Genomic DNA, 14442 nt, shown 5'->3' on the forward strand with positions numbered 1-14442 from the left:
GAGGATAGACGGTCGCTCGATTTGCTCCACCTGAGACCGGCTACGGTCAGCTGAGCCGGTGCAGCAGGTCGGAGTGCAGCCTGCCGTTGCTGGCCACGGCGCTGCCGCCGGCCGGGCCGGCCCGGCCGGTCAGATCGGTGAAGGTGCCACCCGCCTCGGTGACGATGGGGATCAACGCGGCCAGGTCCCACAGCGACAGCTCCGGTTCGACCATCGCGTCCACCGCGCCCTCGGCGACCAGCATGTAGCCGTAGAAGTCCCCGTAGGCCCGGCTGCGCCACACCGACCGCATGATGTCCAGCATGGCCGGTAGTCGCCCGGACTCCTCCCAGCTGGTCAGCGAGGAGTAGCAGAAGCTGGCGTCGGCGAGGCGGCGGACCCCGGAGACCTGGATCGCGGTCGCGGCGGCCGTGTGCCGTCCTGCGTACGCTCCGTGACCGATCGCGGCCCACCAGCGTCGGCCCAGCGCCGGTGCCGAGACCAGGCCGACCACCGGCTGGTCCCCTTCCATCAGGGCGATCAGCGTCGCCCAGACCGGTACGCCCCGGATGAAGTTCTTGGTGCCGTCGATCGGGTCGATCACCCACTGCCGGTTGCCGGGTCCCGCCGCCGCGACCGACGCGCCGAACTCCTCACCCAGCACGCCGTCGCGGGGTCTGGTCCGGGCCAGGGTGGCGCGCAGCGCCTTCTCTACGGCGGTGTCCGCGTCGGAGACCGGTGTGAGATCCGGCTTCGCTTCGACCCGCAGGTCGAGCGCCCGGAACCGGGCCATCGACATCGAGTCTGCGGTGTCGGCGAGTAGATGGGCGAGGGAGAGATCGTCGGCGTACCGGGCCATGGCGGGAAAGGTATCTGATTACTCACCGCAATGGTCGGATGTCCCACCGCGTAGGGTTCGGCCCGCTCACTCGCGGGTCGCGGTACGGCCGGTCTCGGTATCCCCGGACCGCGAGTCCAACAGCCGCCGGTACGACGCCAGCCGGCGCGGATCGGCGTTGCCGGCCGCCACCCAGCCGGCCAGCCGGCACTGGCCGGCGTCGCCGGTGTGCTCGCAGTTCGGCGGGCAGTCGAGGCTCCCCTCGACCAGGTCGGCGAAGCCGTGCAGCAGGCTCTCGGCCGACACGTGGGCCAGCCCGAAACTGCGTACGCCGGGCGTGTCGACGATCCATCCGGGGTCGCCGGCCGGAACGACCCGTGCGTCGGCCCGACTCCCCGTACCGGCACCGTCGTCGGCCGAGGTGTCGGCATCGTCAGGCGACGCGCCGGGGTACGGCAGCCGCAGGGCTACCGCGCTGGACGAGGTGTGCCGTCCCCGGCCGATCGCGCTGACCGTGCCGACCGCTCGCAACGCCTCCGGCACGAGCCGGTTGACCAGCGTGCTCTTGCCCACCCCGGAGTGCCCGACCAGCACCGAAAGTCGACCGGCCAGGCGGTGCCGCAGGTCGGCCAGGTCACTGCCGGGTCGGCACAGCACGTACTCCAGGTCGAGGTCCCGGTAGTAGTCGACGACCGGCGCCGGGTCGGCCAGGTCGGCCTTGGTCAGGCAGAGCAGCGGGTCGATCCCGGCGTCGAACGCGGCGACCAGGCAACGGTCGATGAACCCGGTCCGGGGCGGCGGGTCGGCCAACGCGCTGACGATCACCAGTTGGTCGGCGTTGGCGACGACCACCCGCTCCAGCCGGCCCTCCGGGGTGGTCTCGTCGTCGTCGGCGGTACGGCGCAGCACCGAGGCCCGTTCGTCGATCCGGACGATCCGGGCGAGACTGCCGGCGTCACCCGAGACGTCGCCCACCAACGCGACCCGGTCGCCGACCACCACCGCGCGCCGACCGAGCTCCCGGGCCCGCATCGCGGTCACCACCGGCGGCGGGTCGGCGACCGGCTGCGGAGCCTGCGGGCCGGTGAGTACGCAGCCGTAGCGGCCCCGGTCGACCGTGACCACGAAACCGTCGACCGCGTCGTCGTGCGCCGGCCGGGTGCGGGTACGCGGCCGGGACGACCGGCGCGGTCGTACCCGCACGTCGTCCTCGTCGTACTCCCTGCGCCTGCCGGCCAGGATCTGCTCCTCTCCCGTCGCGGTCAGTTTCCTGCCGCCACCGCCGACCATAGTGCCGGAAACTCCGGCAGCGTCTTGGCTGTGCACGCGACGTCGGTCAACTCGACGCCCGGCACCGCCAGGCCGAGCACGGCGGCGGCGTGCGCCATCCGGTGGTCGTCGTAGGTGCGAAACACCGCGCCGTGCAGCGGTTTGGGGGCGATCTCCAGCCCGTCGGGCAGCTCGGTCACCGCGGCGCCGAGCCCGGTCAGCTCGGCGGCGAGTGCCGCCAGCCGGTCGGTCTCGTGTCCACGGATGTGGGCGACGCCGGTCAGCCGCGACGGCGCGTCGGCGAGCGCGGCGAGCGCGGCGAGCACCGGGGTGAACTCGCTGACCTGGCGCAGGTCGACGGTGACGCCGTGCACCGTGCCGGTGCCCCGGACGGTCAGCCCGTCGGCGTCGACCGTGGCCGAGCCGCCGAGCTGCTCGATCAGTTCGATCAGCTGGCCTACCGGTTGGGCGCTCCGCGTCGGCCAGTCGGCCAGCGTCACCGTGCCGCCGGTGACCAGCGCGGCGGCGAAGAAGGGCAGCGCGCCGGACAGGTCGGGCTCGATCGGCCAGTCCCGCCCGCGCAGTTCGCCCGGCTCGACCCGCCAGGTCCGCGGCACCGAATCGTCCACCACCGCGCCGGCGGCGCGCAGCATCTCGACGGTCATCGCGATGTGCGGGGCGGACGGCAGCACCGCCCCGGTGTGTCGGACCAGCACCCCACCGGTGAACCGGGGCGCGGCCAGCAGCAGGCCGGAGACGAACTGGCTGGACTTCGAGGCGTCGACCTCGACCGCACCGCCGGGGACCTGTCCGGTGCCGTGCACGGTGATCGGCAGCCCGCCGGTCGGCGCGGCGTCGATGCGCAACCCGAGGTGGCGCAGACCGTCGAGCAGCGGGCCGAGCGGGCGGGCCCGGGCTTGCGGGTCGCCGTCGAAGGTGACCGGACCGTCGGCCAGCCCGGCCACCGCCGGCAGGAACCGCATGATGGTGCCGGCGAGACCGACGTCGACGTGTGTCGGGCCGTGCAGTGCGGCCGGGACGACCGGCCAGCGCTGCGCGGAGCCGGTCTCGATCCCGGTGCCCATCGCGGCCAGGCCGGCGGCCATCAGCGTGGTGTCCCGGGCCCGGAGCGGGCGGACGACGCCGCCGGGGGCGGTGCCGAGCGCGCTCAGCACCAGGGCGCGGGCGGTCATCGACTTCGAGCCGGGCAGTCGGAGGGTGGACCGGATCGGCCCGGCGGCGCGGGGTGCGGTCCATGGCTGGTGCGGCGGGACACTGCTGAGTTCAGGCACCCGTACAGTGTGCCAACCACGCCGGGCCGACCAACTAGCCTGGGCACCATGTGTGGGCGGTACGCGACCACGCGCAGCGCGGCGGATCTCTCCGCGTTGTTCGAGGCGCTGGACGACACGGGCGGCTCGCTGGCGGCCGACTACAACGCGGCACCCACCGATCCGGTGCCCATCGTGCGGCTGTCCCGGGGTGACCGGACCGATCAGCCGCAGCCGGCCGCCGAGCCGGCGGCCGCCCGACGGGTGGTGAGCGTGGCCCGGTGGGGCCTGGTGCCGCCGTGGGCGGCCGACCCCCGGATCGGCACCCGCATGATCAACGCGCGGTCGGAGACGGTCGCGTCCAGTAGGGCGTTCGCGCCCTCGTTCGCCCGTCGTCGCTGTCTGGTGCCGGCCGACGGCTGGTACGAGTGGGTACGCCCGGCCGGTGCCCGGCGCGGTGGCGGGCAGCCGTACTTCATGACCCCGGTCGACGGCCGGGTACTGGCGTTCGCCGGTCTCTGGTCGGTTTGGGGCCGGCCGGACCCAATGATCACGAGCAGTGTGATTACCACCGCGGCGGTCGGGCCGTTCGCCGAGGTTCATGATCGAATGCCGCTGTTGCTGCCGGAGGACCGCTGGGCCGAATGGCTCGACCCGGAAGTGGACGGCACCGCCCTGCTGGCTGCGCCGGATGACAATTACCTCGACCACATCGAGATTCGGCCGGTGGGTACGGCGGTCGGCAACGTCCGTAACAACGGCGCTGAACTGGTGCGACGGGTCGCTCCGGGGAGCGGGTCGGGGCCGGCCGGTCCGGCGCCGCATCCGGAGCTCTTCTGACCCTGCGGATGGTACCGCTCCCAGGCCCGGCGGTGACGCGGGGGTCCTACTTTCGGTGATCAGCCGACCACGCGGGCGGGGGTTTGCCAGTGTTGGGACCGAATCGCCGGGACGTATTTTCCCCAGAATCGATGCAGGCCCTTGTCTATGCCTGCCGAAGTGCGATAGAAACCAGCGCCGACAGTGGATTCCGATTCGCCGCAAACCAACGACGTTGATCAATGTCTAAGATCCCACGGGGGAGGTGGGTAATGACACGGGCGCGAATGCCCCGTCCACATGAGGTCGCAGCCGCGCGGCGCGACCCCAGGCTGCTCACAGCGATGGCGGAACGCCGCCTCGACGAGGCCTGGCGGACTCGCGGGGTCTGTCAGAGCGTCGACCCGGAGACGTTCTTCCCCGCGCCGAGCGAACCGGCCGACGCCGCAGTCGCGCTCTGCCGTACCTGCCCGGTCCAGGGGCCGTGCCTGGCCTGGGCGCTCGACGCCGGGGACAGCCACGGCGTCTGGGGGGCGACGACCCCGCGGGAACGCCGGGCCATGCAGGTGGCCTGGCGGGGCTCCGGTGGTGGTCCGGATCCCGGTCCGGTCGACGAAGCCGGCCCGCCGGTCCGCGACCGGTTACTCACCCTGGTGCCGCTGAGCTGATCGGGGCGTTGCCAGGCGGGTACGCCCGGCGGTCACGGCACAATGGTCCGGTGAAGCGAAGCGACCCGGACCAGCCGAAGGCGATGGACCCGGGGGAGCCGGTGGGTCGGGGCGAGCCGGCCGACCCGGGCGCACCGGTGGGCCCGAGCGCTGACCGGCGGTCGGTGCCGACGCCGCGCGGCACCGCCTGGGTCGACCTGACGGTGCCGTCGGTGCCCCCGGCCGGTCTGCTGGTGCTCGGGCACGGTGCCGGCGGTGACGTGACCGCCGCCGACCTGTCGGCACTGCGCTCGGCGGCGTCCCGGGCAGCGGTGGCGGTGGCCCTGGTCACCCAGCCGTACCGGGTCGCCGGTCGGCGGGCTCCCGCGCCGGCGCACCACCTGGACGAGGCCTGGCGTGCCGTGGTCGCCGAGGCGGTCGCCGGATTCACCCCCGCGCCACCGCTGATCGTCGGCGGACGGTCCAGCGGCGCGCGGGTGGCCTGCCGTACGGCTGCGGCGGTGCACGCCGACGCGGTCGTTGCCCTCGCCTTCCCGCTGCACCCGCCCGGGCGGCCGGAGCGGACCCGGGCGGACGAACTCGACACCGGCCGGCCGACCCTGGTGGTGAACGGCGATCGGGACCCGTTCGGGGTGCCGCCCCCGGCGGCCGGCCGCGACGTGGTGATCCGGCCGGGTGAACGGCACGATCTGCGGGTCGACCCGGCCGGCACGGCCGACGTGGTGGTCGACTGGCTGGTCCGGCACGGCTGGGCGGGCCGGTGACCGCACGCCCGGGCCGTGTCCGGTGTCCGGTACCCGTCGTTGCATCGGGTGTCCGCGACGCCGAGCCGGCGTCCGGAACGCCGCGGTGGCGACACCGCCGCGGGAACTCCCAGGCCCTTCCCGGTTCCGGAGCCCGTCACCGGGTTCCGGGGCCGGGACGGGTTGGAATGCGCTACCACCCGGCCCGCGTTACTACCCCGGGAGCTCAGTCTCGACGAAGGGGTGGAACCGGTGCGCATCCACATACGCGGCGCGACGCAGCCCGCGGGCCAGCACGACGGGGGCCGTCGGCTGCGGGACGCCTTCGAATGGTCACCCGAGTTGCGGACCCTGGAAGGGCTTGCCGCGCCGGGGCCGTCCCGACCCCATGGACCGGTCCGGCCGGCGTCAGCCGCCCGACGGGTCGGTGAGCCGACCCCGCGCCGGACAGGTCAGCCTGTCACCCGACCGGTGAGTACGGGCACACCTGGTCGAACCGCGACGGCCGGTCAGCCTTTGCGCGTATCCTCGGCGGGACAGTCGAGGGGGGACGAGCGGTTGACCCGATCAGAGCGGACAGACGAGCGGCGCGCGCGGTTCGAGCGTGACGCGTTACCCTTCGTCGATCAGTTGTACGCGGCCGGGCTGCGAATGACCCGTAACCCGGCCGACGCCGAGGACCTGGTGCAGGAGACATACCTGAAGGCGTTCTCCGCCTTCCACCAGTTCGAGGAGGGCACCAACCTCAAGGCCTGGCTGTACCGCATCCTGACGAACACCTACATCAACTCCTACCGTCGGCGGCAGCGCCAGCCGGTGCAGGCGCCGACCGAGGAGATCACCGACTGGCAGCTCGCCGCCGCCGAGTCGCACACCTCCAGCGGACTGAAGTCCGCCGAGACCGAGGCGCTGGAGCGGCTGCCGGACAGCGACATCAAGCAGGCCCTGCAGCAACTGCCCGAGGATTTCCGGCTCGCCGTCTACCTTGCCGACGTCGAGGGCTTCTCCTACAAGGAGATCGCCGACATCATGGGGACTCCGATCGGGACGGTCATGTCCCGGTTGCACCGCGGGCGGCGGAATCTGCGCGGGATGCTGGAGCGCTACGCCACCGATCGCGGCCTCAACCGGGTCCGCTCGACCAAGCCCGCCGCGGCCGGCCAGGAGGTGTGACGATCGTGCAAGGCGGTGACTCGTTCGACCAGGACTGCCGTCAGGTGCTCGCCGAGGTCTACCTCTACCTGGACCTGGAGTGTGCCGAGGAACGGCGGGAACTCATCCGGCACCACCTCGACGAGTGCTCCCCGTGCCTGCGGGAGTACGGCATCGAGCAGGAGGTCAAGGCGCTCGTCGCGCGTTGCTGTGGCAACGAGACGGCGCCGGCCGAGTTGCGGGACCGGCTGCGCGCCAAGCTCAGCGAGTTCGTGTTCGACACGGACTCGCGGGAGTACCTGCCGGACTGACCCTGCTGCGGGTCGCCGGTCGGGTGGCCCGACCGGCGACCCACCGGCATCAGGAGTTGGGGCGCTTGCCGTGGTTGGCGGCGCTCTTCTTACGTGCCTTCTTCTTACGAGCCTTCTTGGCCATCGGTCCTCCCGTCGGACGGTGTCTCCCGTAGACCGGGAGCTGACCCGTTGATGCTAGGCCGGTCCGGCGAGCGGCATGCGCGACGGGCACGTCATTGGATACCTTTCGCATGTCGCAACCGGCACATGCGGGACGGGCCGGTGGTTACGGGACGGGCCGGCCGGTGGGCCGGCGCGAGGGACGGGCCGGCCGGTGAGCCGGGCGTACGGAGGAGGGCCGGCCGATGGCCGAAGAGATCCGGGCCGAGATGGTAGCCAACGTCTGGAAGGTGGTGGCCGCCGCCGGCGACACCGTTTCCGACGGCGACACCCTGGTGATCCTGGAGTCGATGAAGATGGAGATCCCGGTGGTCGCCGAGTCCGACGGGGTGGTGCAGAAACTCGCCGTCGACGAGGGCGACGTGGTCCAGGAAGGCGACCTGATCGCGGTCATCGAATAGGTTTCTCGCGGCCCGGTCGATTTCTTACGGACCGGTCGGACGGGGGATCGCGTTCGGCCGGACGGGGATCAGGCTCGGCCCAGCAACCGACGGATCAGACCGGGCCGGCGCTGGCGTGGGATCCGCGCCGACCGGCCGGCGATCCGGCGTGCCGTGCTGGCGGTGTCCGGGTCCAGCTCCGGGGTGGCCAGGGCCAGGTGGGCCAACGACCACAGGATCGGCACGGTACGGTGCCCGGCGACCTCCACCGCGTCGGCGAGCCGCTCCGCCACCACCCGGGCCACGTCGGGGCGTACCTCCGGATCCACCCAGGCGGCGGTGACCAGGGCGAACAGTGCGGCCTCGGCGGCCCAGTCCTCGACGCCCCAGGCCACGTCGACGAGCACCCGGCGCCGGGTCGAGTCGGGCCAGGGTTCGTCGGTGCGGTGGTGCAGCATGCCCAGGCAGGCCCACACCTGCACGCACCGCAGCCAGCCGGCCGGGTCGGTGCCGGCCGGATCCGCTGGCGGCGGTGGGTGTACCAGCAGGCCGAGCAGGTCGTCGGCGTCGAGGGTGGCCAGGATCACCGCGCTGTCGTACGCGGCCGGCGGATGGTGCCAGACCGGCTGGGCGATCTGCCGGATTCGCTCGCACGCCTGCGGTGACGGGTGGTCCAGCGCCGGGTCGGCCTGCCAGCCGGCGTAGCGCCAGAGCTGCCGTACCGAGGTGCGGCGTGGCTGACGGGGATCCGGTGTCGGGGTCCGCTCCACGGTGACCGGTAGCCCGGGCAGGGCCGTGCCGAGCAGCCGCATCGCGCTGGGCGGCTCCGGCTGGCGCAGCGACAGCCGGGTCGGCACCAGCCCACGGGTGAGTGCCCGTTCGAGAGTGGCGACCACCGGTCCGCCGGCCGCCGGCAGCCGGGCCAGCCAGGGCCGGTCGTGACAGCACTCGGCCAGGTCATGGTGTTCGTGCGAGTCGTCCGGGTGGTCCCGCTGGAAGTCCGCCAGGGCGATCAGATGGCGTAGGTCACCGTCCCGGCGGTAGCGCAGCCGGTACGCGGTGTGCACCGCGCAGTCGAAGGTGGGGTTGCGGGCCAGCGCCCGCTCGATCCAGTCGATCGCCTCGTCGAGGCGTCCCGCGTCGGCGAGGGTGCCGGCGATGTCGGCGTAGATGGACAGGTCGTCCGGGTCGTGGGCGCTCGCTCGGCGCAGGGCGGCGATCGCCGCACCGGTGCGCCCGGCGCTGCGGTACGCGTACCCGAGCCACACCTCGGCCAGCTTGGACGGCTCGGCGCGGACCCCCTGGCTCGCCCAGTCGAGCGCGGTGGCGATCTCCCCGAGCCGCCGGGCCAGCGCTGAACTGGCGCCGAGCAGCAGGCCGTGGTCGGGGTGTGCGGCGGTGGCGTGCCCGGCGAGCCGCAGGTACGGCAGCAGGGGCGGCCGGTCGGCGGCGGGTACCGGGTCCGGCACGCTGGCGCAGATCTGCATCAGCACGATGGCGATCTGGTCCGGGTCGAGCCGGGCCGGCAGGTCCTCGGCGCCGACCCAGGGCACCCCGGCCCAGTCCACGGTCGGCGCGTGCCCGGTCGCGGCGGCCAGCAACTCGAGCCCTTCGCCGGCCCGGCCGGCGGCGGCCAGCAGATGCGCCCGGGCCACCACGGCACCGATGAAAACCTGCTCGTCCAGTGGGAACAGGTCGAGACCTCCGCCGGTGCGCGCAGCCAGCCGGGTGAGCATCTCATGCACCTCGGGCATGGTCGGCGCGTGCGTGATCGCACCGGCGACGTGGTCGGCGGCGTGCCGGTAGTCACCCTCGTCGAGTGCCATCCGGGCCAGTGCCAGCTCGCCCTCGGCCGCCAGCCGCGGGTCGTGCAATCCCTCGGACACGTTCTTCCGATCCTCGTAGCGTGATCGTCCCCCCTGGCTCCGGCAGCCTAGGGCACGAAGCGCCAAACGTCGCACCCTGCGCATTACTGCTCGCTTCATTGCGTCACGTGGCAGAAAAGTGCAAGAATGCTCACTGTTCGAGCGGGATCGCGCAGACAGGGAGGCGTCGTGACGCAGCGGAAGCCGGTGTCGGACCAGCCTGGGACGGCTGACCGGGCAGCTGACGGGGCACGGGCAGCTGACCGGGCAGGCACCGCCCGGCCCGGTACCGCCCGGCCCGGTGCCGGGATGGCCGCCGACATCGCCGAACAGCCGGCCGGCTACGCCCGGCTGCTACAGCCGGCGTACGCCGACCCGATCGCCGAGGTGGCGGCGGCGATCGCCGCCCGCCGCCCACGCCACGTGGTGTTCACCGCCCGGGGCACCTCCGACCATGCCGCGCTGTACGCCGCGTACCTGACCGAGATCCGGCTCGGGCTGCCCGCCGGGCTGGCCTCACCGAGCGCCGTGACCCTCTTCGGCGCCCGCCCCGACCTGCGGGACGCGCTCGTCGTCGGGGTCAGCCAGAGCGGCGGCTCACCGGACCTCGCCGAGGTGCTGGCGGTGGCCCGGGAGCAGGGCGCGCTGACCGTGGCGGTGACCAACACCCCCGAGTCGCCGCTGGCCGCCGCCGCCGAGCTCACCGTCGACATCGCCGCCGGCCACGAGCGGGCGGTCGCCGCCACCAAGACGTACACCGCCGAGCTGCTCGCCTTGCTGATGCTGGTCGAGGGGATCCGCGCCGGCGACGGGACGCTGCCGTCCGACGAGCGGGCCGCCCTCGACGCCCTGCCCGGGCTCGCCGACCGGGTGCTGGCCGATCCCACCGCCGCCGAGCTGGCACCGCGCTACCGGTTCGCTGCCCGGCTGGTCACGACCGGGCGCGGGTACGGCTACCCGACCGCGCGGGAGACCGCCCTGAAACTGATGGAGACGTCGTACCTGCCGGCGCTCGCCTTCTCCGGAGCCGACCTGCTGCACGGCCCGCTGGCGATGACCGACCCCGACGTGCCGGTGCTGGCCGTGGTCGGCTCCGGGCCCGGTGGCACCGCCATGCGCGACGTGCTGCGCCGGCTCGGTGAGCGGCGGGCCGACGTACTCGCCATCGGGGCCGGTGCCGCCGCCATCGGTGCCGGCCCGGCCGGCCCGGCTGCGGTGACCGGCCCGGCCGCAGTGATCGGGGTGCCCGACGTCGACGAGCGGTACGCGCCGCTGCTGGACATCCTGCCCGCGCAGCAGTTGGCCCTGGCCCTCGCGCTGGCCCGGGGCGAGGACCCGGACGCGCCCCGTGGGCTGGCCAAGGTCACCTCCACCCGGTGACGGCTGTGCCCGCCCCGCCGCCGCATGGCAGGCTACGAGGGTGTCCACCCTGCGTGATCTCGTCGAGGAGCACACCTCCCTGGGGCCGGTCGACATCGACCACCTGCACCGGCTCGCCGGGGAGTGGCAGCTACTCTCCGACCTGTCCTTCGCCGACCTGCTGCTCTGGGTGCCGGTCGACGCCGACAGCTCGTTCCTGTGCGTGGCCCAGGTCCGGCCCACCACGGCGCCGACCGCCTACCAGGACGACCAGGTCGGGCGGACGGTGGACGGCCCGGAGGTGGCGCACCTGACCATCGCCTACGACCAGGGTCGGATCTGGCGCGAGGGCGACCCGGTCTGGTACGGCAACACGCCGGCCCGGCACGAGGCGATGCCGGTCCGGATGCGCCCGGCCGTCGGGGAGACCGGGCGGGTGATCGCGGTGGTCGGCCGGGACACCAACCTGTCCACCGCCCGCACCCCCAGCCAGCTCGAACTGAACTACCTGACCACCGCCGACGACCTAGCCCAGATGGTCGCCGACGGCACCTTCCCGCCGGCCCGGCACCCGGGCGAGACCACCTCGGCGCCCCGGGTCGGCGACGGGCTGATCCGGCTGGACGCCAGCGGCAAGACCACGTACGCCAGCCCGAACGCCCAGTCGGCGTTTCGCCGCCTCGGCTTCTCCGCCCACCTGGTGGGTGAGGACCTCGCCGCGCTGTGCCACCGGCTCGCCGACGACCCGCTGGAGGGCACCGACGCGGCCAACCGGATGCTGGCCGCGCTGCGCGGCGAGGCGCCGGCCCGCAAGGAGATCGAGGCCCGTGGCGCCACCATGCTCACCCGGGCGCTGCCGTTGATGCCGGCCGGCGTGCCGATCGGTGCGCTGGTGCTGGTCCGCGACATCACCGAGGTACGCCGCCGGGACCGGGCGCTGATCACCAAGGACGCCACCATCCGGGAGATCCACCACCGGGTGAAGAACAACCTGCAGACCGTTGCGGCGCTGCTGCGGCTGCAGGCCCGTCGGGTGGAGCAGCCGGCGGCGCGGGCGGCCCTGGAGGAGTCGGTACGCCGGGTCGCCTCGATCGCCCTGGTGCACGAGACCCTCGCCATGTCCAGCGACGAGGCGGTCGAGTTCGACGGCATCCTGGACCGGGTGGCCAGCGCCGCTACCGAAGTGGCCGCCACCGAGGTCGAGGTGGTCATGCGCCGGGAGGGCACGTTCGGCGTACTGCCGGCGGAGATCGCCACCTCGCTGGTGATGGTGCTCAACGAGCTGCTGCTCAACGCGGTCGAGCACGGCTTCCCACCGGCCGGCGAGGGCGGCGGGGCGTCGCAGCCGGCCGCCGAGGTGGTGGTGACCGTGCACCGGTTCCGCAAGCAGTTGCACGTGACGGTGGTCGACAACGGTCGGGGACTGCCGGCCGAGTTCGACGCGACCGCGGGCGGCCGGCTCGGCCTGCAGATCGTGCGGGCCCTGGCCACCGGCGAGCTGCGCGGCACCATCGAGCTGCGCAACCGGGCGGGCGGCGGCACCGAGGCGGTGCTGGTGGTCCCGCTGGCCCGCAGGTGACTCCCTGACCCCCCATCGGCCGCAGCGGACTCCCTGACCCCGCCGGCCGTAGGTGAGCCGGCCCACAGCCCGCCCGTCATGTGGGACGTCGGCTACGGTGCGCTGGTCTGACCGGTACGGATGTGGCAACATTCGTGCCATGACCGCTGCCGTTGAGCGCCGCTTCGTGGCCCGCCGCCACGTCGATTACGGTCGCGTCCGCAGCGCCATCTGTCCGGCCGACTGAGGCACGCCCGACCTTTTTGTGTTCCGGGCGGCATCCCGCGCCGGCCTCCTCCCTGGCCCAGTCGTCGACGACGACGCAGGCGCCCGTGCCGCCCACCGAGATCGACCCGCAGACACGGAGGACGCCGCGATGGCGCGCAGCAGCACCCCGACCCGACCCGGCCGCCGGCGCGGCGAGGGGCAGTGGGCGCTCGGGCACCGCGAGCCGCTCAACCCCAACGAGCGAACCAAGAAGGACGACGATCCGCTCAACGTCCGGGCCCGGATCGAGACCATCTACGCCCACCGGGGCTTCGCCTCGATCGACCCGGCCGACCTGCGCGGCCGGTTCCGCTGGTGGGGCCTGTACACCCAGCGCAAGGCGGGCATCGACGGCGGGCGCACCGCCGTGCTGGAGCCGCACGAGCTGGAGGACGAGTACTTCATGCTCCGGGTGCGCATCGACGGCGGCCAGCTGAACCTGGCCCAGCTGCGTACCATCGCCGACATCTCGCAGCGGTACGCCCGGGACACCGCCGACGTCACCGACCGGCAGAACATCCAGCTGCACTGGATCCGGGTCGAGGACATGCCGGCGATCTGGAAGGCCCTGGAGGACGTCGGGCTGGAGACCACCGAGGCGTGCGGCGACTGCCCGCGGATCGTGCTCGGCAGCCCGGTCGCCGGCGTCGCCGCCGCCGAGAAGATCGACCCCACCCCGGCGATCGACGAGATCGTCCGCCGGTACGTGGGCAGCAAGGAGTTCTCCAACCTGCCCCGCAAGTTCAAGTCGTCGATCTCCTGGCTGGCCGACACACCGTACGAGGTCAACGACATCTCGTTCGTCGGCGTCGACCACCCCGACCACGGCCCCGGGTTCGACCTGTGGGTCGGTGGTGGGCTGTCCACCAACCCGATGATCGCCCAGCGGCTCGGCGTCTGGGTGCCGCTGGCCGAGGTACCCGACGTGTGGGCCGGCGTGGTCGGCATCTTCCGCGACTACGGCTACCGCCGACTGCGGCACCGGGCCCGGCTGAAGTTCCTGGTCGCCGACTGGGGCACCGAGAAGTTCCGCGAGGTGCTGGAGAAGGAGTACCTGGGCCGGACCCTGCTGGACGGGCCGGCTCCGGAGCTGCCGGCCAAGCCGATCGACCACATCGGGGTGCACCCGCAGGCCGACGGCCGCCGCTACGTCGGAGTTGCCCCGGTGGTCGGGCGGGTCTCCGGCAGCCAGCTCGCCGCCCTGGCCGACCTGGCCGCCGAGCACGGCTCGGACCGGGTGCGGCTCACCCCGTACCAGAAACTGCTGGTGCTCGACGTCGCGCCGGACCGGGTCGAGTCGCTGGTCACCGGGATGCGCGCGATCGGGCTGGAGGCCCGGCCGTCCACCTGGCGGCGCGGCACGATGGCCTGCACCGGGATCGAGTTCTGCAAGCTGGCCATCGTCGAAACCAAGCGGCGCGGTGAGGAGCTGGTGGCTCACCTGGAGCAGCGGCTGGCCTCGGCCGGTCTCGCCGAGGACGCCGACATCTCGATCCACATCAACGGCTGCCCGAACGCCTGCGCCCGTACCCAGGTCGCCGACATCGGGCTCAAGGGCCAGTTGGTCGTCGGGCCGGACGGCCAGCAGGTCGAGGGTTACCAGATCCATCTCGGCGGTGGCCTGGGCATGGCCCAGGGGCAGACCGCCGGCTTCGGGCGCAAGGTGCGAGGGCTCAAGACCACCGCCGACGAGCTGCCCGAGTACGTCGAACGGGTGGTCCGCCGCTACCTGGCCGGCCGTACCGACGGCGAGACGTTCGCCAGGTGGGTCGTCCGGGCCGACGAGGAGGAGTTGCGATGA

Annotated in this window: 13 protein-coding genes; 9 read left to right on the forward strand and 4 right to left on the reverse strand. The window is 73.2% G+C overall.

Annotated features, from left to right (window positions below):
- Positions 1 to 46 precede the first annotated feature (46 nt).
- The 3 genes from hisN to aroA all read right to left on the reverse strand — a co-directional run bounded on the left by hisN (position 47) and on the right by aroA (position 3378).
- Entirely contained in the window at positions 47 to 838 is a 792-nt protein-coding gene (gene hisN, locus O7629_RS02765) for a histidinol-phosphatase (protein ID WP_123605243.1), read from the reverse strand.
- A gap of 66 nt (positions 839 to 904) precedes the next feature.
- Positions 905 to 2107 carry a ribosome small subunit-dependent GTPase A gene (locus O7629_RS02770; protein WP_278167285.1) on the reverse strand — a complete coding sequence of 401 codons (1203 nt, stop codon included), beginning with the start codon at positions 2105 to 2107 and terminating at the stop codon, positions 905 to 907.
- The gene (gene aroA, locus O7629_RS02775) at positions 2080 to 3378 is read right to left on the reverse strand and encodes a 3-phosphoshikimate 1-carboxyvinyltransferase (protein ID WP_278167287.1); all 1299 of its coding nucleotides are present in this window, start codon (positions 3376 to 3378) and stop codon (positions 2080 to 2082) included. The genes O7629_RS02770 and aroA overlap by 28 nt, the downstream gene beginning before the upstream one ends.
- A 48-nt stretch (positions 3379 to 3426) precedes the next feature.
- Here aroA and O7629_RS02780 point away from each other — a divergent pair, with 48 nt between their 5' ends.
- The 6 genes from O7629_RS02780 to O7629_RS02805 all read left to right on the forward strand — a co-directional run bounded on the left by O7629_RS02780 (position 3427) and on the right by O7629_RS02805 (position 7613).
- Complete coding sequence (locus O7629_RS02780) at positions 3427 to 4197, forward strand: SOS response-associated peptidase (protein WP_278167289.1); 771 nt, start codon at positions 3427 to 3429, stop codon at positions 4195 to 4197.
- 251 nt (positions 4198 to 4448) lie between these two features.
- Positions 4449 to 4844 (forward strand): WhiB family transcriptional regulator, encoded by a 396-nt coding sequence (locus O7629_RS02785; RefSeq protein ID WP_278167290.1) that lies wholly within the window; start codon positions 4449 to 4451, stop codon positions 4842 to 4844.
- 50 nt (positions 4845 to 4894) lie between these two features.
- The gene (locus O7629_RS02790; protein WP_278167292.1) at positions 4895 to 5608 is read left to right on the forward strand and encodes an alpha/beta family hydrolase; all 714 of its coding nucleotides are present in this window, start codon (positions 4895 to 4897) and stop codon (positions 5606 to 5608) included.
- 450 nt (positions 5609 to 6058) lie between these two features.
- Positions 6059 to 6760 carry a sigma-70 family RNA polymerase sigma factor gene (locus O7629_RS02795; RefSeq protein WP_278167294.1) on the forward strand — a complete coding sequence of 234 codons (702 nt, stop codon included), beginning with the start codon at positions 6059 to 6061 and terminating at the stop codon, positions 6758 to 6760.
- A 5-nt stretch (positions 6761 to 6765) separates the two neighbouring features.
- Positions 6766 to 7050, forward strand: a complete 285-nt coding sequence (gene rsrA, locus O7629_RS02800) for a mycothiol system anti-sigma-R factor (protein ID WP_278174373.1) — start codon at positions 6766 to 6768, stop codon at positions 7048 to 7050.
- Positions 7051 to 7397: 347 nt separating this feature from the next.
- Positions 7398 to 7613 (forward strand): biotin/lipoyl-binding carrier protein, encoded by a 216-nt coding sequence (locus O7629_RS02805; RefSeq protein ID WP_123605236.1) that lies wholly within the window; start codon positions 7398 to 7400, stop codon positions 7611 to 7613.
- Between the two features lie 68 nt (positions 7614 to 7681).
- Here the strand turns inward: O7629_RS02805 and O7629_RS02810 are convergent, their stop codons facing one another.
- Positions 7682 to 9418: a tetratricopeptide repeat protein gene (locus O7629_RS02810; protein WP_278174374.1), complete on the reverse strand. Its 1737-nt coding sequence runs from the start codon at positions 9416 to 9418 to the stop codon at positions 7682 to 7684.
- Between the two features lie 348 nt (positions 9419 to 9766).
- On the opposite strand from O7629_RS02810, the gene O7629_RS02815 reads away from it, so the two are divergent.
- The 3 genes from O7629_RS02815 (at position 9767) to O7629_RS02825 (ending at position 14442) form a co-directional block, all read left to right on the forward strand.
- Positions 9767 to 10837 (forward strand): SIS domain-containing protein, encoded by a 1071-nt coding sequence (locus O7629_RS02815; protein WP_278174375.1) that lies wholly within the window; start codon positions 9767 to 9769, stop codon positions 10835 to 10837.
- Between the two features lie 40 nt (positions 10838 to 10877).
- Positions 10878 to 12395: a PAS domain-containing sensor histidine kinase gene (locus O7629_RS02820; protein WP_278167295.1), complete on the forward strand. Its 1518-nt coding sequence runs from the start codon at positions 10878 to 10880 to the stop codon at positions 12393 to 12395.
- Between the two features lie 355 nt (positions 12396 to 12750).
- Positions 12751 to 14442: a nitrite/sulfite reductase gene (locus O7629_RS02825; protein ID WP_278167296.1), complete on the forward strand. Its 1692-nt coding sequence runs from the start codon at positions 12751 to 12753 to the stop codon at positions 14440 to 14442.

It is taken from the genome of Solwaraspora sp. WMMD792, assembly GCF_029626105.1.
In the GTDB taxonomy this organism is placed as follows: domain Bacteria; phylum Actinomycetota; class Actinomycetes; order Mycobacteriales; family Micromonosporaceae; genus Micromonospora_E.

Bases quoted from the DNA above. Each gene is read 5' to 3' on its own strand.
- hisN (WP_123605243.1), bottom strand. From the start codon at position 838: ATGGCCCGGTACGCCGACGATCTCTCCCTCGCCCATCTACTCGCCGAC.
- O7629_RS02770 (WP_278167285.1), bottom strand. From the start codon at position 2,107: ATGGTCGGCGGTGGCGGCAGGAAACTGACCGCGACGGGAGAGGAGCAG.
- O7629_RS02780 (WP_278167289.1), top strand. From the start codon at position 3,427: ATGTGTGGGCGGTACGCGACCACGCGCAGCGCGGCGGATCTCTCCGCG.
- O7629_RS02785 (WP_278167290.1), top strand. From the start codon at position 4,449: ATGACACGGGCGCGAATGCCCCGTCCACATGAGGTCGCAGCCGCGCGG.
- O7629_RS02805 (WP_123605236.1), top strand. From the start codon at position 7,398: ATGGCCGAAGAGATCCGGGCCGAGATGGTAGCCAACGTCTGGAAGGTG.
- O7629_RS02810 (WP_278174374.1), bottom strand. From the start codon at position 9,418: ATGGCACTCGACGAGGGTGACTACCGGCACGCCGCCGACCACGTCGCC.
- O7629_RS02815 (WP_278174375.1), top strand. From the start codon at position 9,767: ATGGCCGCCGACATCGCCGAACAGCCGGCCGGCTACGCCCGGCTGCTA.
- O7629_RS02825 (WP_278167296.1), top strand. From the start codon at position 12,751: ATGGCGCGCAGCAGCACCCCGACCCGACCCGGCCGCCGGCGCGGCGAG.